Source organism: Shewanella sp. N2AIL, from assembly GCF_022690845.1.
GTDB classification, from domain to species: Bacteria; Pseudomonadota; Gammaproteobacteria; order Enterobacterales; family Shewanellaceae; genus Shewanella; species Shewanella baltica.
On sequence record NZ_JALBYT010000027.1, the window covers coordinates 1 to 16,239 of the forward strand.

The following is a 16,239-nucleotide window of genomic DNA, read 5'->3' on the forward strand; positions in this document are numbered from 1 at the left end:
GGGTGAAACTCACCACCACGCCTCAAGCCAGAAAGAAATGGCCGCAGCTCCCTGATACCCTTGAAGCGCGTTTACTCACTAAGACAGTGAAAGGTAAGTCAGTCGCCATTTTGACCTCGTTGACTGATCCGATGCGTTACCCCAGCGAAGACATCGTCGACTTATATGCCCATCGATGGGAAATCGAACTGGGCTACAGAGAGATGAAACAACATCTGTTGGAGAGTCGTTTTACGCTACGCAGTCAACTACCGGAGCTGGTGATTCAAGAGTTGTGGGGCGTGCTGCTGGCCTATAATCTCATTAGATATAAGATGTTGCTGATGGCTAAAAGCTTGCCATCGGTCCATCCTAATCAACTGAGTTTTAGGGATGCGGCGAGTTATATCACCTTCAAGTTGACGCAACTGCCATCACAAACACCGGGGAATGTCCCGAGAGACGTATTGGATATAGAACGCAATGCACGGCAATTTAAGTTGGATGGTAAACGGGAAAGGGCTTATCCAAGAGTCCTTAAAATGAGCAAAAACAAGTTTCCGGTTAGACCCAAAAAAAATGCCGTTCACTCTTAAGTGAACGGCATTATGCAATTGCATGGCTTTTTCTGACTAACCTAAGTGGTTATGGACGAGCCATATCCGACTCTGCACCGTTAGCGAGTTTGATTTTGGCGGTAGGCTCTTCGGTCGCAGTATTTTCATACTCGCGTCCTTTAGGCACAGCCACTTGCTCTCTCACTTCAACAACTGGTTTGGTCATATCCGAAGACACCATAGAGCCAAAACGGCTGGCGGCTTTCGGCTTGTTGACAACAACCGCATCAACCGAATCGGTGATTTGCGAATTCACTGTCGTTGGTGCCGCTTGCACTGTTGTTTGAGGTTTAGCGATAGCAGCAGGTTTTGCCATTGGGGCAGAGGCTGTTGCTTTAACCGCTTCTTTAACTTCAACACTCGGTGCAACGGCAACGCTTGGCTCTTCAGCAGTTTCAGTCTTTGGCGCTTCAACTTTAGCCGCTTCAACTTTTGGCGCAGCTGGTGTAACCGCTGGGCTTTCAACTACAGGGGCTTTAACCGCTTCGACTTCAGCTGCAACATTAGCGACTGGAGCTTCAACGACTGGTGTAGCTTCAACTTTCACTTCAACCGCTTTTGGCACTTCCGCTTCAGTGGCTTTAGTCTCAACTGGCTTAGTTTCGACTGCTATAACGTCATTTGCTGGCGTTTCAACTTTCGTTTCAGCTTTAACGACTGCAGGAGCTTCAACAACAGGTGCTTCGCTTGCTTGTGCCGTATCTACTTCAACGGATTTAGCAGTTACTTGAGTTTCAGTCACGGCATCTGTTTTAGTTGCGACGACTGGCGCTTCTACACGCACACTGGCGACTTCGCTTGGATACTCTTGGTCAGCACCTAATTCGTCATTTGGAACGAATTGCGCTGGCGTTGATGTACCTTGATCATCTTCGTCACGACGACGACGTTGACCGGCTGCACGAAGGTGACGTGGGCTACGACGGCTACGACGTTGACCATCTCTTTGCTCGCGTTTTGCTTGATCGTCAGCAGTTTCGCTTTCAGCATCGACCGCTTCGTTATCTTGCGATACCGCATCCGCTGGTGCTGCAACTTCAGCTGTAACAACTTCAGCCTGTTCTTCAGTCTTAACAGCATCAACCGCTGGGGTTTCAGTTACTGCAGAACTCATCGCTTTCTCTTCTACCGCAACATTTTCAGCCGCTTCTTGAGCAGGTGCCGCTTCTTTACGAGGCTGACGACGTGTTCTTGGCGCTTTAGTTTCAGCAGGTGCTTGGGCAACTTCAGCTTTAGTGTCAACACTGATAGTGCTTGCAGCTGCGGCGTTAATGGCTGCAATTTCAGCTAATACTTCAGCAGCATCTTCTGGTGCAATTGGGATCGCATTATCTGGCGTGTTATGGCCATTATCGATACGCACCTTACGGCGCATGTTACGACGTTGACGGCGTTCACGGGCGACTTCTTGCTTAGGTGCATCGGCTTCAACGTCGGCAACCACGTCTTTTGGCGCTTGTACACGTGGCTTAGGTTCCGCTTTCGCTGGACGCTTAACAGCTTCTTCCTTCTCGCGAACTGGGCGTTCTTGAGTGCTTGTGCTTACCGCTGCATCAGCTGGTTTTTTCGGATTACGGCTGCGTGGCTCACGAGTGCCTTCTTTTGCTTTATCAGCATCTTGGGCATTACGTGGGCGGCGAGTATCGTTGCGACGGTTACGGCGGTTGGCGTTAGCGGCACTGGTATCGGCTGTTTTAGTTTCAACAACTTTTACGGGTTCTGCTTTTTCGCTTGGCGCAAACATGGCGCTGACCGCACTCACTAGCTTGCTGAAGAAGCCAGGTTGTGGCGCTTCAACTTTCACCGTTGGAGATGGCGCTTGTTCCACTTTTTGTGGCGCGGCAAAACCTTTTAATGCAGGAATAGGCGCTGCGGTACGTTCCAGTTTACGTGGCTCATACAATTTGGCATCAGGCTGCTCGATACGCTTATAGCTAGACTCACTGATTTCATCATCACTACGGTGACGGATCACGCGGTAATCTGGCGTCATCATGTGCGCATCAGGTATCACATACACTTCGACATCGTGACGTTGTTCTGTAATGCGAATGGCTTTGCGTTTCTCGTTCAACAAGAAAGCCGCCACATCCACAGGCACAATTGCTTCGATTTGTGAGGTATTCTCTTTGATGGCTTCTTCTTCCATCAAACGTAAAATCGACAGTGCTAAAGATTCAGTACTGCGAATCGTGCCTTGGCCATGACAGCGAGGGCAGATGTGCGCAGCAGATTCTTCTAAAGAAGGACGCAGACGCTGACGCGACATTTCCATCAAACCAAAACGCGAGATGCGACCTAACTGCACGCGAGCGCGGTCATGGTGCACAGCATCACGTAAGCGGTTTTCAACTTCACGCTGATGGCGCACAGGCGTCATATCGATAAAGTCGATAACCACTAAGCCACCTAAGTCACGCAAACGTAATTGACGGGCAATTTCATCGGCGGCTTCAAGGTTAGTGTTCAGTGCTGTCTCTTCAATATCACCGCCTTTAGTGGCACGGGCAGAGTTGATATCGATTGAGGTTAAAGCTTCAGTTGGGTCGATAACAATCGAACCGCCAGATGGCAGACGCACTTCACGTTGGAAGGCTGATTCGATTTGTGATTCGATTTGGAAGTGAGTGAATAACGGCACTTCAGCTTCGTAAAGTTTTACGCGCTCAACGAAATCAGGGCGAACTAAGGCGATATGTTGCTTAGCTTCTTCGAAAATACGTGGATGGTCGATAAGGATCTCGCCCACATCACGACGTAAGTAGTCACGAATAGCGCGCACAATCACGTTGCTTTCTTGGTGAATTAAGAAAGGAGCGCCTTTAACTTGTGAAGCTTCGGTGATTGCTGCCCAGTGGTGCTGCAGAACTTTTAAGTCCCACTTTAACTCGGCAGATTCTTTACCCACACCGGCAGTACGTACGATAAGCCCCATGCCCGCTGGCACTTCCAAATCGGCCATCGCTTCTTTTAACTCAGTGCGCTCATCACCTTCGATACGACGAGAAATTCCGCCTGCTCGTGGGTTGTTTGGCATTAATACTAAGTAAGAGCCTGCTAGGCTGATGAAGGTAGTTAAGGCTGCGCCTTTATTGCCGCGTTCTTCTTTGTCAATTTGGACAATAACTTCTTGTCCTTCACTGACCACTTCTTTGATATTTGGGCGACCTTGGAACGAATATCCTTTCGGGAAATATTCTCTGGCGATTTCTTTCAGTGGCAAAAAGCCGTGACGATCGGCACCGTAGTCGACGAAAGCGGCTTCTAAAGACGGTTCTACGCGGGTAATTTTACCTTTGTAAATGTTTGATTTTTTTTGCTCATGACCTGGACTTTCAATATCTAGATCATACAGTTGTTGCCCATCAACAAGGGCAACACGCAACTCTTCTGATTGAGTTGCATTGATTAACATACGTTTCATGATGACGTCATTCTTCTTTAAATAGAGGTCATCAAACATCGCGCTTCGCTGCATTACGGGCCTAGCAGTAGGTCAACTGAGCCTCACGGCTGGTGGCTAGGCAAGAGGTGCGCATTGCTGTTAGACGCAGTCGCTGCGTGTCGCATCCTATTTATGGCTTATTTTTTAATGATTACAAAAACAAGGAATTCGTTGTAAAACATCAACCAACCCCATAAATTCTTTAGTTTCTTTCCGGTAATGCCCAAGTCGAATCGGTTTGTCTGACGACAAGTTAAAATATCCTTCGAAATCGGGGAGGAAAATCTAGGGTAAACCTTATTAAAGTAAGGCGACTTTCTCGATTTAATCGTAAAAAACGCATTTATGGTATTTTTACTTATTATACGATTCGCAAATCAATGACTTGCTATCAAGAAAATGTTTTTTTATCCGTTAAATTTTCCGCTTGGGATCGGGGCGTTGTGAACACTTTATTCACGGCTTATCCCTAATCGCTGGTGAAATATAGCAATAATCAAAAAATTCAGCAATGGAAAGGCACAATTCTTCTCAGTTGTTGTACAATGGCGGCCGTTATAATTAGATGGCGCATCATGAATATAGAATCCACCCCACAACAGGTTCAGTTGATCACGATTGATGAAGATCACTTCGAACAGCGTATCGATAACTACTTAATGACCAAGCTGAAGGGCGTGCCGAAAAGCATGATCTATCGCATTGTCCGCAAGGGCGAGGTTCGAGTGAATAAGAAACGCATCAAACCCGAGTACAAGTTGCAGATTGGCGACATAGTGCGTATTCCGCCTGTCCGAGTGGCAGAGCCAGATAACCGTACCGCACCATCGCCTAACTTAAGCAAAGTCTCGCAACTCGAAGACCGTATTTTGCACGAAGACAATCATTTGATCGTGCTGAATAAACCTGCTGGTATTGCTGTGCATGGTGGCAGTGGTGTCGATTACGGCGTGATTGAGGCATTGCGTTCACTGCGTCCTCAACAAAAGTTTTTAGAGCTAGTACATCGTCTCGATAAAGATACTTCGGGTGTGTTGTTGGTGGCGAAAAAGCGTAGCGCGCTTAAACATCTGCATGATCAGCTCAGATATAAAAAGATGCAGAAAGACTATTTGGCCTTAGTTAAAGGTGAATGGTCTGCTCAAGATAAAGCCGTTAAACAGCCTTTATTAAAAATCACCCTTAAATCCGGTGAGCGCATAGTGCGTGTTAATGCGGAAGGTAAACCTTCTGAAACGCGCTTTAAAATTATGCAGCGTTACCAAGGTTGTACTCTCGTGAAGGCAAGCCCTGTCACTGGACGTACTCACCAAATTCGGGTGCATTGCCAATTTGCTGGTCATCCTATCGCCTGTGATGATAAATACAGCGAGCAAGGGTTTGACGACAGCATGCGTTCATTAGGCTTAACTCGACTCTTTTTACATGCGGCTGAGTTGATGTTCATTCATCCTGAAAATGATGAAGTGATGCGGGTCTCTGCGCCTTTAGATGAAAACTTGTCGCAGTTATTGGATAAGTTAAAGCGTGTGTAATCGACGGGGATAGGTTTCAAGGATGAAGATAAAGCAATACGATTTAGTGATTTTCGATTGGGATGGCACCCTGATGGACTCCATCGGTAAAATTATCACCTGTATTGAAAATATGGCTAAGGCATTGCAGTTACCTATCCCAACCGAAAGCGATATTCGCGATATCATCGGTCTTTCTATGACAGAAGCGCTGCGAGTCCTGTTTCCTCATGGGCTCAATCTCAGTGCTTGTTCTGCCTATTCTCAGCGTCAACATCCTAAAAATGCATTCAGCCAAAGCGAAGATGATCAATATCAGCAGATGCGCGCTGAATTTAAAGCACAATATTTGCATTTAGACACCACGCCAACGCCACTCTTTGCACAAGCACCTATTTTAATCGATGAGTTACATGCTCAAGGTTATCAATTAGCCGTTGCAACCGGTAAGGCCCGTGCGGGACTTGACCGCGTTTTTGCGCAAACGGGCTTAGGTCGATACTTTGTTGCGTCACGCTGCGCCGATGAAGTGCACAGCAAACCCCATCCTGAAATGATTTCAAGCTTGCTGAAAGAATTGAATATTGCCCCGAACCGAGCCTTGATGGTGGGTGATTCTCTGCTGGATTTGACCATGGCGGCCAATGCTGGAATTGATAGTATTGGCGTGACCTATGGCGCCCACAGTGCCGAAAAGTTACTGCAAGCAGGACCTATCGCTTTGATTGACTCTCCTGCGCAATTGCTGCAATACCTCTAGCACTGCTATTTAATGCTGAAGCGGCAATACATGCCGCTACACATGAGTACTTCCTAGTTACCTTTATTTACGTCCCATCTTCCCGTCAATAAAACGAATCTGCTGCTCGGCACTTTTGGGTGCGCTTAATCGATTTCATAAACAGAGCACGCAGAGCAAAACCTCAGTAAACGAATAAACTAACGTGTAAGTCGGTTAAGCGAGAACGTCTACCCCTTGGGCTAACAGCATTTCCGTCAGTAATATCAGTGGTAAGCCAACTAAGGTATTCGGATCGCGACCTTCAAGCTCGGTAAATAACGCTATGCCTAAGCCTTCACTCTTAAAACTGCCCGCGCAGTAGTAGGGCTCTTCTTTTTCTATGTAGGCGACAATCTGCGCATGGCTAAGATGCCTGAAATGAACCGTAAAGGGTTCAACCTCGGCGGCCATGGCGCCCGTTTCGGCATTATAGAGTGCAAGACCAGTATAAAAGGTGATGGCCTTGCCAGAGGCTTGGGTGAGCTGCGCGACGGCATTGTCAAAATCATGGGGCTTACCGATAATCTTGCCATCAATGACGGCAACTTGATCGGAGCCAATAATCAGCCCATTGGGGAATTGTTCTGCTCCTGCGACGGCTTTTGCTTTGGCTAATCGCAACACTAAGGCATGGGCCGATTCATCGATATGCGCCGTTTCGTCAATATCAGGATTGCAGCATTCGAAGGGAAGACCGAGTTTTTGCAGTAAAGATTGTCGGTATACAGAGGTCGAAGCTAAGATTAATGGGGTTGGCATAATAGGATATCCGCAAAAGAGTGACTCATATTGTGACCAATCTGCGCTAGAGAGTGCAAGAGTTTCGTCTTTTACGGTTTCTTTTCCGTGAATGCGACTATTTTAGTCGGCTTATGCTTGTATGCGACCTCGTGCTTGGGTACTATTTCGCTTCCGTCAATTTCAATGTTGGGGCTGGAGAAAGGCTTAAGTCGCAAACTGGGACTTAAGTTAGAAATTTTTCTTTGACTCTAGCGTTTTCAAACTATAATATGCGCGCCTTATGCAAACAGTAAAGATACCGGTTTCAATTGATCCATTTCGCGCCGCCTCGAGTCGCCTAGTTTATCAGGGCGTTGTTCCTGGTGTGCAATTGAAAAGATTAAATGAGTTATGTGCCGGCGACTGTTCCGATGTGGCAGTGTCGCTTGAATGTGGCGTAGATTTACAGGGGATAGTCTACCTGAAAGGGAAGGCTGTGACGGAGCTCACTCTGATATGTCAACGTTGCATGACGCTATTTACCACTGAGGTTACGGTCGAGTTTTGCTTCGGTCCATGCCGGACTAAGGCAGAAATCGATGAGCTCCCGGATGCGTATGACCCAATTGAGTGCAATGAAATTGGCGAAGTGCGTCTACATCAATTGATCGAAGATGAATTGATAGTCGCTATGCCGATAATCCCAATGCATCAAGAAATTGATTGCAGTGCTGGATCTAAAGACATGGTTGTAGGCGAGATCGAACCCGCTCATGAGGAGCGTCCAAATCCGTTTGCAGTGTTAGAAAAACTGAAGAGCAAGTAATCTAGGAGACAGGCCAATGGCTGTACAACAGAACAAAAAATCACGTTCAAAGCGCGGAATGCGCCGTTCACATGACGCACTGAGCACTGCTCAGCTGTCTGTAGACGCTACCAGCGGTGAAATCCATATGCGTCACAATGTGACTGCAGATGGCTTCTATCGCGGTAAAAAGGTAATCAACAAGTAATTTGTTGGTTTCCTAATGACGAATCTGACGCTTGCGTTAGATGCAATGGGTGGTGATCATGGCCCCCACGTCACAGTGCCTGCAGCCTTGCGGGCACTACAATTACATTCTTTTCTCAAAATCATTTTAGTCGGTGACAAGACTGAAATTGATGTCTATCTACGTCAAACCGAAGCAAATCTACTTTCACGCATAGAAATCATTCATACCGATGAAGTCGTTAGTATGTCCGATCGACCTGTGCATGCTTTGCGTACACGTAAAAACAGTTCCATGCGATTGGCGATTGAGTTAGTGCGTGACGACCGCGCACAAGCGTGTGTGAGTGCCGGTAACACAGGTGCGTTAATGGCAATGGCGAAAGTATTGCTGAAGACCTTGCCTGGTGTTGATCGACCCGCATTAGTCAGTTGTTTACCTGCGGTGACTCAAAAACCGGTTTATTTGTTGGATTTGGGCGCGAATATTTCCTGTGACTCGGAAACCTTATTTCAATTTGCCGTGATGGGCTCAGTCCTGTGCGAAGCGGTAGATAAGAAATCTCGGCCAAAAGTCGCTTTGCTCAATGTGGGCATTGAAGAGATTAAAGGTAACGATCAAGTTCAGCAAGCGGCGCAGTTACTGCAACACACAGATCAAATCAATTACACAGGTTTTATCGAAGGCGATGAAATCTACTCCGGTAATGTGGATGTGATTGTTTGTGATGGCTTTGTGGGTAACATCACGCTCAAAACCTCAGAAGGTATTGCCAAGTTATTGGTACATCAGTTAAAACGGGGACTAACCCAAGGTTTATTCGTTCGTTTTCTGGCTAAACTTATCGCCCCACGTATTCAGGCGGTCCTTAGTCAGATGAACCCCGACCACTATAACGGTGCAAGTCTGATAGGATTGCGCGGAATAGTTGTAAAAAGCCATGGAAACGCGGATGAAACTGCCTATTTACAAGCAATTAGTTTGGCAGTAACGGAAGCTCAACGTCGACTCCCTGAAATGATAAAAGATCGTTTGGAGTCGATTCTTTTAGATATAAATAACTGATCCCTCCTTATGCATACAAAAATTCTCGGAACTGGTAGTTATCTGCCAGTGCAGGTGCGTAGCAATCAAGATTTGGAAAAAATGGTGGAAACCACTGACCAATGGATTGTTGAACGTACAGGTATATCAGAACGTCGCATTGCGGCCTTCGATGAAACCGTTTCAACTATGGGCTACCAAGCGGCACTCAAAGCGCTGGAAATGGCTGGCATAGAAGCATCAGATTTAGACATGATCGTTTGCGGCACCACCAGTGCACCAAATGCTTTTCCGGCTGCGGCCTGTGAAATCCAAGCCATGCTTGGCGTGCATACCATTCCAGCATTCGACATCGCTGCGGCTTGTTCAGGCTTTGTTTATGCTTTATCTGTTGCCGACCAATTTGTTAAAACGGGCGCGGCTAAAAAAGTCTTAGTGATTGGTGCCGATGTGCTGTCTCGCTTATGTGAGCCAGAAGATCGTTCAACTATTATTTTATTTGGTGATGGTGCGGGCGCCGTTGTGATTGGTGCATCTGAAACGCCAGGGATCATTTCTACCCACATTTATGCCGATGGTCGCCAAGGCGACTTATTGAAATGCGCTTTCCCACCACGCCAAGGCGAAACCTCTGAAGCGGTCGGTTTTATGACCATGAAAGGTAACGATGTCTTTAAAGTGGCTGTGACTCAATTGTCCCATGTTGTGACTGAGACGCTGCGCATCAACAATATCGATAAGTCAGAAATTGATTGGTTAGTGCCACATCAAGCTAACTTCCGTATTATAAATGCTACCGCCAAAAAGCTTGATATGAGTCTCGATAAAGTCGTATTGACCTTAGCTAAACACGGTAATACCTCGGCTGCATCTGTGCCCATCGCATTAGATGAAGCCGTGCGTGATGGCCGGATTCAGCGTGGACAACTCCTGCTGCTTGAAGCCTTCGGTGCTGGTTTTGCGTGGGGCAGTGCGCTCATTCGTTTCTAAGTTCTACATGTGTTTTCCACATGATTTTTCAATAAATTAAGTTAGCCATAGGTAATTTGAATATGGAAAATGTTGCTTTTGTATTTCCAGGCCAAGGTTCACAAGCCCTAGGCATGTTAGCCGAGCTTGCCGAATCACACGCCGTTGTCGGGCAAACCTTTGCCGAAGCGAGTGACGTCTTAGGTTACGATTTGTGGGCATTGGTTCAGCAAGGTCCCGTTGAAAGCTTAAATGAAACCGATAAAACCCAACCAGCCCTATTAGCGGCGAGCGTGGCGATTTGGCGTGCCTACGTGGCTTCAGGCAAACCTATGCCAGCCATGTTAGCGGGTCATAGCTTAGGCGAGTATTCTGCTTTAGTGTGCGCCGGAGTGATGGATTTTAAAGACGCGATTAAGTTGGTGGAGTTACGCGGTCAACTGATGCAGCAAGCGGTTCCTGCTGGCACAGGCGCCATGTATGCCATTATCGGTTTAGATAACGAGGGTATCGCGAATGCTTGCGCTGAAGCGGCTCAAGGCGACGTGGTGAGTCCAGTTAACTTCAACAGCCCTGGTCAAGTCGTTATCGCGGGTCAAAAAGACGCGGTTGAGCGTGCAGCAGCGGCTTGTAAAGCTGCGGGCGCTAAAATGGCGGTAGCGTTACCTGTCAGCGTGCCATCACACTGCGCATTAATGAAACCTGCGGCGGATAAACTGGCCGTGGCATTAAACGATGTACAGTTTAATGCCCCAACGATTACTGTGATTAACAACGTTGATGTGGCATCACCCACCTCTGCTGCTGACATTAAAGATGCATTAGTACGTCAGTTATATTGTCCTGTCCGCTGGAGCGAAACTGTTGAGCTAATGGCCCAAAAAGGCATTACCCAACTGGTGGAATGTGGTCCTGGTAAAGTATTGACAGGATTAGCAAAACGAATTAATAAATCACTATCAGCCCAAGCGGTTAATGATGTCGCTTCATTAGCAGCATTAACTGAGTAAGGAGTTTGTATGAGTTTCAACCTGAATTTAACAGGCAAAGTGGCTTTGGTGACAGGTGCGAGCCGCGGTATTGGCCGTGCTATCGCTGAGACACTGGTCGAAGCCGGTGCAGTGGTTATTGGAACCGCAACCAGTGAGAAGGGCGCTGCGGCGATCCAAGAATATCTGGGTGACAAAGGTTTTGGTTTAGTGCTTAATGTCACAGATAGTGAATCTGTTACACATTTATTCGCCTCGATCAAAGAAAAAGCCGGTGATGTTGATATTCTAGTCAACAACGCGGGTATAACCCGTGATAATCTGCTGATGCGGATGAAAGATGATGAATGGCAGGATATTATCGACACTAACCTGACATCGTTATTTAGACTATCAAAACCTGTGATGCGTACCATGATGAAAAAGCGCTTTGGCCGAATCATCAATATCGGTTCAGTGGTAGGCACCATGGGCAATGCAGGTCAAGTTAACTACTCGGCAGCAAAGGCGGGTTTGATTGGATTTACAAAATCTCTTGCAAGAGAGGTTGCATCTCGTCAAATTACAGTTAATGCTATCGCTCCTGGATTTATCCAGACCGATATGACAGATGAGCTGACCGAAGAGCAGCAAAAAGCTATCATGTCACAGGTTCCGATGGAACGATTAGGGCAAGCGCAAGAAATTGCCAATGCAGTGCTCTTTTTGGCCTCGGACTCAGCCGCTTACATCACAGGCGAAACTTTGCATGTGAATGGCGGCATGTACATGGTTTAAGGGCGAATGGCAGGGATTTCTGTCGCAACTGAGTAGTGATCTGTATCAATTGATAGTGAAATTTCGTGGTTAGACCACGAAAACTAAGCTTGCATTGTCAGCCAAATCTAATAAACTACTCGCAATCTTACGCAAGTGCGTAATTTGAATAGGAAAGAAAACTAATGAGCAACATCGAAGAACGTGTAAAGAAAATCATTGTAGAGCAACTGGGCGTTAAAGAAGAAGACGTTAAGCCAGCGGCATCTTTCGTTGACGATCTGGGTGCAGATTCTCTGGACACTGTTGAGTTGGTTATGGCTCTGGAAGAAGAGTTTGATACCGAGATCCCTGATGAAGAAGCTGAAAAGATCACTACTGTTCAAGCAGCGATCGATTACGTTTCTAAGAATCAGTAATTCTGAATTCTTGAAGACAGGCGGCATTTTTGCCGCCTGTTTTTGTTTTACCCCCGTCAAATTCTGCCTCCGTGCCATTCAATCGTCTCTGGATCGTGTTTTAAGTGTTATCCACGAGATGCTCGCCGCAGATTGGCGAATTGTTCTAAATAAAAGTTATTTAAGAAATTGTCTAATGATAGAAAACCTTGTGTCCTCTATCTGAATTAACAAATTAGCATTTAAAGGTGACTGCCGTGTCTAAACGTCGTGTAGTGGTAACCGGTTTGGGGTTAGTAACTCCAGTGGGCAATACTGTCGATACTACTTGGAAGGCTTTGCTTTCGGGTAAGAGTGGTATTGCACCGATAACCAAATTTGATGCCAGTGAATTTACCACCCGTTTCAGTGGTTCAGTAAAAAATTTCGATGTTGAGCAATACGTAACGAAAAAAGACGCCCGTAAGATGGACCTCTTTATTCAATACGGTATGGCAGCTGGCATCCAAGCTATCCAAGACTCAGGTCTGGATATGAGCAAAGAAAACCCTGGTCGTGTCGGTACGGCTATTGGTGCCGGTATGGGCGGCATGTGGTTGATTGAACAAGGGCATAGCGCCTTGATGAATGGTGGTCCGCGTAAGGTTTCTCCTTTCTTTGTACCTAGCACTATCATCAATATGATTTCGGGCCACTTGTCGATCATGTTTGGCATGAAAGGCCCCAATTTTGCCGTGACGACCGCTTGTACTACAGGCGTGCACAATATCGGTTTTGCAGCGCGTACCATTGCCTATGGCGATGCCGACGTGATGGTTGCAGGCGGTGCAGAGGATGTCACTTCTCCTTTAGGCGTGGCAGGTTTTGGTGCTGCGAAAGCATTATCGACACGCAATGACGATCCGACTGCGGCAAGTCGTCCATGGGATAAAGACCGTGATGGTTTTGTGATCGGTGATGGCGCTGGTGTGATGGTGATGGAAGAGTACGAACACGCAAAAGCGCGCGGTGCGACCATTTACGGCGAATTAGTCGGTTTTGGTATGAGCGGTGATGCGTTCCATATGACATCGCCTCCAAGTGACGGAGCAGGCGCTGCGGCGGCTATGGTCAATGCCATTAATGACGCTAAGTTATCACTGGAGCAAATTGGTTATATCAATGCCCACGGTACGTCGACGCCAGCGGGTGATAAAGCAGAAGCTGCAGCGGTTAAGTCTGTATTTGGCGACCACGCCTATAAAGTACTGGTTAGCTCGACTAAATCGATGACGGGTCACCTCTTAGGTGCTGCTGGTGCAGTTGAAGCGATTTTCACCTTACTAGCATTGCGCGACCAAGCCGTACCGCCAACCATCAACTTGGATAATCCAGATGAAGGTTGTGACTTAGACTTTGTCGCCCACACTGCCCGTGACGTGAAGATGGATTACGCTCTGTGTAATTCCTTCGGTTTTGGTGGAACTAACGGTTCATTACTGTTTAAGAAAGTGTAAAGCTTGCATTGATAGTGCAAAAAAACAGTGAAGAAATGCGCCTGAGGGCGCATTTTTTATGGATGAAATCCATTGAGATTGTGAATTGAGTAGCATTATTTCACGCCTTTATTGTGATAAGAATCACTTTCTAACTAACTGATATCCATAACGTTAACCTTTGTTCATCAAGCTTGTTTAATTCTATTGGCCACAGATAATGACAGATATATTCAATCTTGATGGAGTGTGTCATGTTAAACCCTGCGGTGATCCCGCTTATCCCTCTCATCGGCGCATTAACGGCCAATCTGACCGAATTGATCCGCGGTGAATTTAAAGTTTGGCATCCTAACATGGACATAGGGATCAAGACTTTTACCTTAGCAATAGCTGCTTACGTGGTCGTCTGGTTTGCCTTATTGGTGACGGCGATTAATGTCGGTGGCGACAGCAATATGTCCTCGGGTCTTGAAGTGCTGGGTTTCTTTACACTTGGCTTAGGTGTGTACACTTTTGCGAAGGGCACACGATTTGTCAGCAGCGCGCTACAGCTATGGCTTTACCGCTTAGCCCTGCCGAGTTTACTGCTTTGCTGCGTGCTTATTAGTCACTTTGGTTAAATCGAATTCTTTGGCGAGGCCAATCGTAATTATCTTTACGCTATTGGGGATTTCTATCGTAAACTCAGCTTATTGCACGAAGACATTGAGCCACAGTGGCTGAATAAGTTGAGGTTATATGGCTGGTATCGATAGACAAAGTACCCTGAGATTTTTGTCAGAGCCTGCGGATGTAAATTTTGGTGGTAAGGTCCACGGCGGCGCTGTGATGAAGTGGATCGATCTCGCGGCCTATGCCTGTGCAGCGGGTTGGAGTGGTAAATATTGTATTACAGCCTATGCGGGCGGCATTCGTTTTGTGCAACCCATTTTAGTGGGCAACATAGTCGAAGTCAGCGCTAAGGTGATTTATACGGGGAAAACTTCTATGCATATCGGTATCGATGTGCGGGCGGGCGATCCTAAAGTTTCTGAACGTCATCTCACTACCCACTGTATTGTGATCATGGTAGCTGTTGATGAACATGGCCAGCCAACGCCAGTGCCTGAGTGGATACCACAGACTGAACATGATATTCATTTGCGCGATTCTGCACTGCGCTTGATGGAAATGCGTAAAAAGATTGGCGCCGAAATGGAAGCCCACGTGGTGAAATAGCCCCATAAATTAAATCAACAAAGGCGCTTAAGGCGCCTTTGTTGTCTCTGCCGAAAGGTGCGTTTGCCTGTCGGTCCGATTTCAATCTGACGCTGTGCAGGATGAGTGCTAAACTGCCGCCATTATTTTTCACTGCCTATTTCCCTAAATAAACATCCGTAATTGAATCCATAGATTGAAACACTTACTGGCACTTTATTAGTATTTGTTGTTGAGGTTTTAGCGGTAACATATTGGGCAGATGCAACACAACTCGATTCAGCAATTTCTACTCGATTCACCTTGTTTACCTATTTGAGGATCACTTCATGGCAAAAGTCGCATTTATTGGTTTAGGCGTAATGGGATACCCCATGGCGAGGCATTTATTGAACAAAGGCCATGAGGTCACTGTTTATAATCGCACTTTTGCTAAGGCGCAAACTTGGGTCGACACCTATGGCGGACGCTGCTGCCCAACGCCAAAGGAAGCGGCTCAGGGTCAAGATATTGTGTTTACTTGTGTGGGCAATGATAACGATCTGCGTGAAGTGGTATTAGGCAGTGATGGCGTTATTCATGGGATGGAAAAGGGCGCAGTGCTGGTTGACCATACTACGGCTTCGGCCGATGTCGCCCGTGAGCTTCATCAAGTGTTAGCGGAAAAGGGCATTGATTTCCTCGATGCGCCTGTGTCGGGCGGTCAAGCGGGCGCCGAAAATGGCGCCTTGACTGTGATGGTTGGCGGCGATGAAGCTGTGTTTGCCCGTGTTAAACCTGTGATTGAAGCCTTTGCCCGCTGCGCCGAGCGTTTAGGTGAGGTTGGTGCGGGTCAGTTAACTAAGATGGTGAACCAAATCTGTATCGCGGGTGTGGTGCAAGGTTTAGCTGAAGCATTACAGTTTGCGCGCAAGGCAGGGCTCGATGGCGAGAAAGTGATTGAAGTGATCAGTAAAGGCGCGGCGCAAAGCTGGCAAATGGAAAATCGCTACAAGACGATGTGGGGCCAAAGCTATGATTTTGGTTTTGCCGTCGATTGGATGCGTAAAGATTTAGGTATCGCCTTAGAAGAAGCCCGCCGCAATGGTTCACACTTGCCATTAACCGCGTTAGTCGATCAATTCTATTCAGAAGTACAGGGCATGGGCGGTAACCGTTGGGATACGTCTAGCCTGTTGGCGCGCCTAGAGAAATCGGCGAAATAAGCTTTACCTTAAGTTTCATCGTTATAAAAACTTAGGTCTTGTAGTGATAGAAACTCTGGTTTCGAAGTGATAAAAACTTGGCTTTCGGAGTGATAAACACTCAGATTTCGCAGTGATAAAAATGCCCAGTCCCGATAGCGTCGGCAAATCGAACT

Annotated in this window: 16 protein-coding genes; 14 read left to right on the forward strand and 2 right to left on the reverse strand. The window is 46.9% G+C overall.

The window, feature by feature from the left end; genetic code table 11:
• A partial coding sequence (locus MO387_RS15310) for a transposase (protein WP_242326364.1) occupies nucleotides 1–575 on the forward strand: 575 nt, incomplete at its 5' end.
• A 49-nt stretch (nucleotides 576–624) separates the two neighbouring features.
• Here MO387_RS15310 and rne read toward each other — a convergent pair.
• Nucleotides 625–4,074, reverse strand: a complete 3,450-nt coding sequence (gene rne, locus MO387_RS15315) for a ribonuclease E (protein ID WP_107947099.1) — start codon at nucleotides 4,072–4,074, stop codon at nucleotides 625–627.
• A gap of 542 nt (nucleotides 4,075–4,616) precedes the next feature.
• On the opposite strand from rne, the gene rluC reads away from it, so the two are divergent.
• Together rluC and MO387_RS15325 are read left to right on the forward strand one after the other, a co-directional pair.
• Nucleotides 4,617–5,576: a 23S rRNA pseudouridine(955/2504/2580) synthase RluC gene (gene rluC / locus MO387_RS15320; RefSeq protein ID WP_014620693.1), complete on the forward strand. Its 960-nt coding sequence runs from the start codon at nucleotides 4,617–4,619 to the stop codon at nucleotides 5,574–5,576.
• A 22-nt stretch (nucleotides 5,577–5,598) separates the two neighbouring features.
• Nucleotides 5,599–6,315: an HAD-IA family hydrolase gene (locus MO387_RS15325; RefSeq protein WP_107947100.1), complete on the forward strand. Its 717-nt coding sequence runs from the start codon at nucleotides 5,599–5,601 to the stop codon at nucleotides 6,313–6,315.
• A gap of 195 nt (nucleotides 6,316–6,510) precedes the next feature.
• Here MO387_RS15325 and MO387_RS15330 read toward each other — a convergent pair whose 3' ends face one another.
• A complete protein-coding gene (locus tag MO387_RS15330) occupies nucleotides 6,511–7,095 on the reverse strand; it encodes a nucleoside triphosphate pyrophosphatase (protein ID WP_107947101.1) in 585 nt (194 codons plus the stop codon).
• A gap of 262 nt (nucleotides 7,096–7,357) precedes the next feature.
• Between MO387_RS15330 and yceD the strand changes: the two genes are divergently transcribed.
• The 11 genes from yceD to MO387_RS15385 all read left to right on the forward strand — a co-directional run bounded on the left by yceD (nucleotide 7,358) and on the right by MO387_RS15385 (nucleotide 16,084).
• Nucleotides 7,358–7,882 (forward strand): 23S rRNA accumulation protein YceD, encoded by a 525-nt coding sequence (gene yceD, locus MO387_RS15335; RefSeq protein ID WP_006087468.1) that lies wholly within the window; start codon nucleotides 7,358–7,360, stop codon nucleotides 7,880–7,882.
• A 16-nt stretch (nucleotides 7,883–7,898) separates the two neighbouring features.
• Entirely contained in the window at nucleotides 7,899–8,069 is a 171-nt protein-coding gene (rpmF, locus tag MO387_RS15340) for a 50S ribosomal protein L32 (protein WP_006081226.1), read from the forward strand.
• A 15-nt stretch (nucleotides 8,070–8,084) separates the two neighbouring features.
• Nucleotides 8,085–9,113 carry a phosphate acyltransferase PlsX gene (gene plsX / locus MO387_RS15345; RefSeq protein ID WP_107947102.1) on the forward strand — a complete coding sequence of 343 codons (1,029 nt, stop codon included), beginning with the start codon at nucleotides 8,085–8,087 and terminating at the stop codon, nucleotides 9,111–9,113.
• A 9-nt stretch (nucleotides 9,114–9,122) separates the two neighbouring features.
• Nucleotides 9,123–10,082: a beta-ketoacyl-ACP synthase III gene (locus MO387_RS15350; RefSeq protein WP_006081228.1), complete on the forward strand. Its 960-nt coding sequence runs from the start codon at nucleotides 9,123–9,125 to the stop codon at nucleotides 10,080–10,082.
• 62 nt (nucleotides 10,083–10,144) lie between these two features.
• Entirely contained in the window at nucleotides 10,145–11,071 is a 927-nt protein-coding gene (gene fabD / locus MO387_RS15355; protein ID WP_107947103.1) for an ACP S-malonyltransferase, read from the forward strand.
• Nucleotides 11,072–11,080: 9 nt separating this feature from the next.
• On the forward strand, nucleotides 11,081–11,827 hold the full coding sequence (gene fabG / locus MO387_RS15360; protein WP_006081230.1) for a 3-oxoacyl-ACP reductase FabG: 747 nt from the start codon (nucleotides 11,081–11,083) through the stop codon (nucleotides 11,825–11,827).
• A 164-nt stretch (nucleotides 11,828–11,991) separates the two neighbouring features.
• Nucleotides 11,992–12,225 (forward strand): acyl carrier protein, encoded by a 234-nt coding sequence (acpP, locus tag MO387_RS15365; RefSeq protein ID WP_006081231.1) that lies wholly within the window; start codon nucleotides 11,992–11,994, stop codon nucleotides 12,223–12,225.
• A gap of 236 nt (nucleotides 12,226–12,461) precedes the next feature.
• A complete protein-coding gene (fabF, locus tag MO387_RS15370; protein WP_107947104.1) occupies nucleotides 12,462–13,700 on the forward strand; it encodes a beta-ketoacyl-ACP synthase II in 1,239 nt (412 codons plus the stop codon).
• Nucleotides 13,701–13,933: 233 nt separating this feature from the next.
• Nucleotides 13,934–14,302 (forward strand): hypothetical protein, encoded by a 369-nt coding sequence (locus MO387_RS15375; RefSeq protein ID WP_107947105.1) that lies wholly within the window; start codon nucleotides 13,934–13,936, stop codon nucleotides 14,300–14,302.
• Nucleotides 14,303–14,420: 118 nt separating this feature from the next.
• Nucleotides 14,421–14,900 (forward strand): acyl-CoA thioesterase, encoded by a 480-nt coding sequence (locus MO387_RS15380; RefSeq protein WP_006087464.1) that lies wholly within the window; start codon nucleotides 14,421–14,423, stop codon nucleotides 14,898–14,900.
• A gap of 308 nt (nucleotides 14,901–15,208) precedes the next feature.
• Nucleotides 15,209–16,084, forward strand: a complete 876-nt coding sequence (locus MO387_RS15385) for an NAD(P)-dependent oxidoreductase (RefSeq protein ID WP_107947106.1) — start codon at nucleotides 15,209–15,211, stop codon at nucleotides 16,082–16,084.
• Nucleotides 16,085–16,239: the final 155 nt, after the last annotated feature.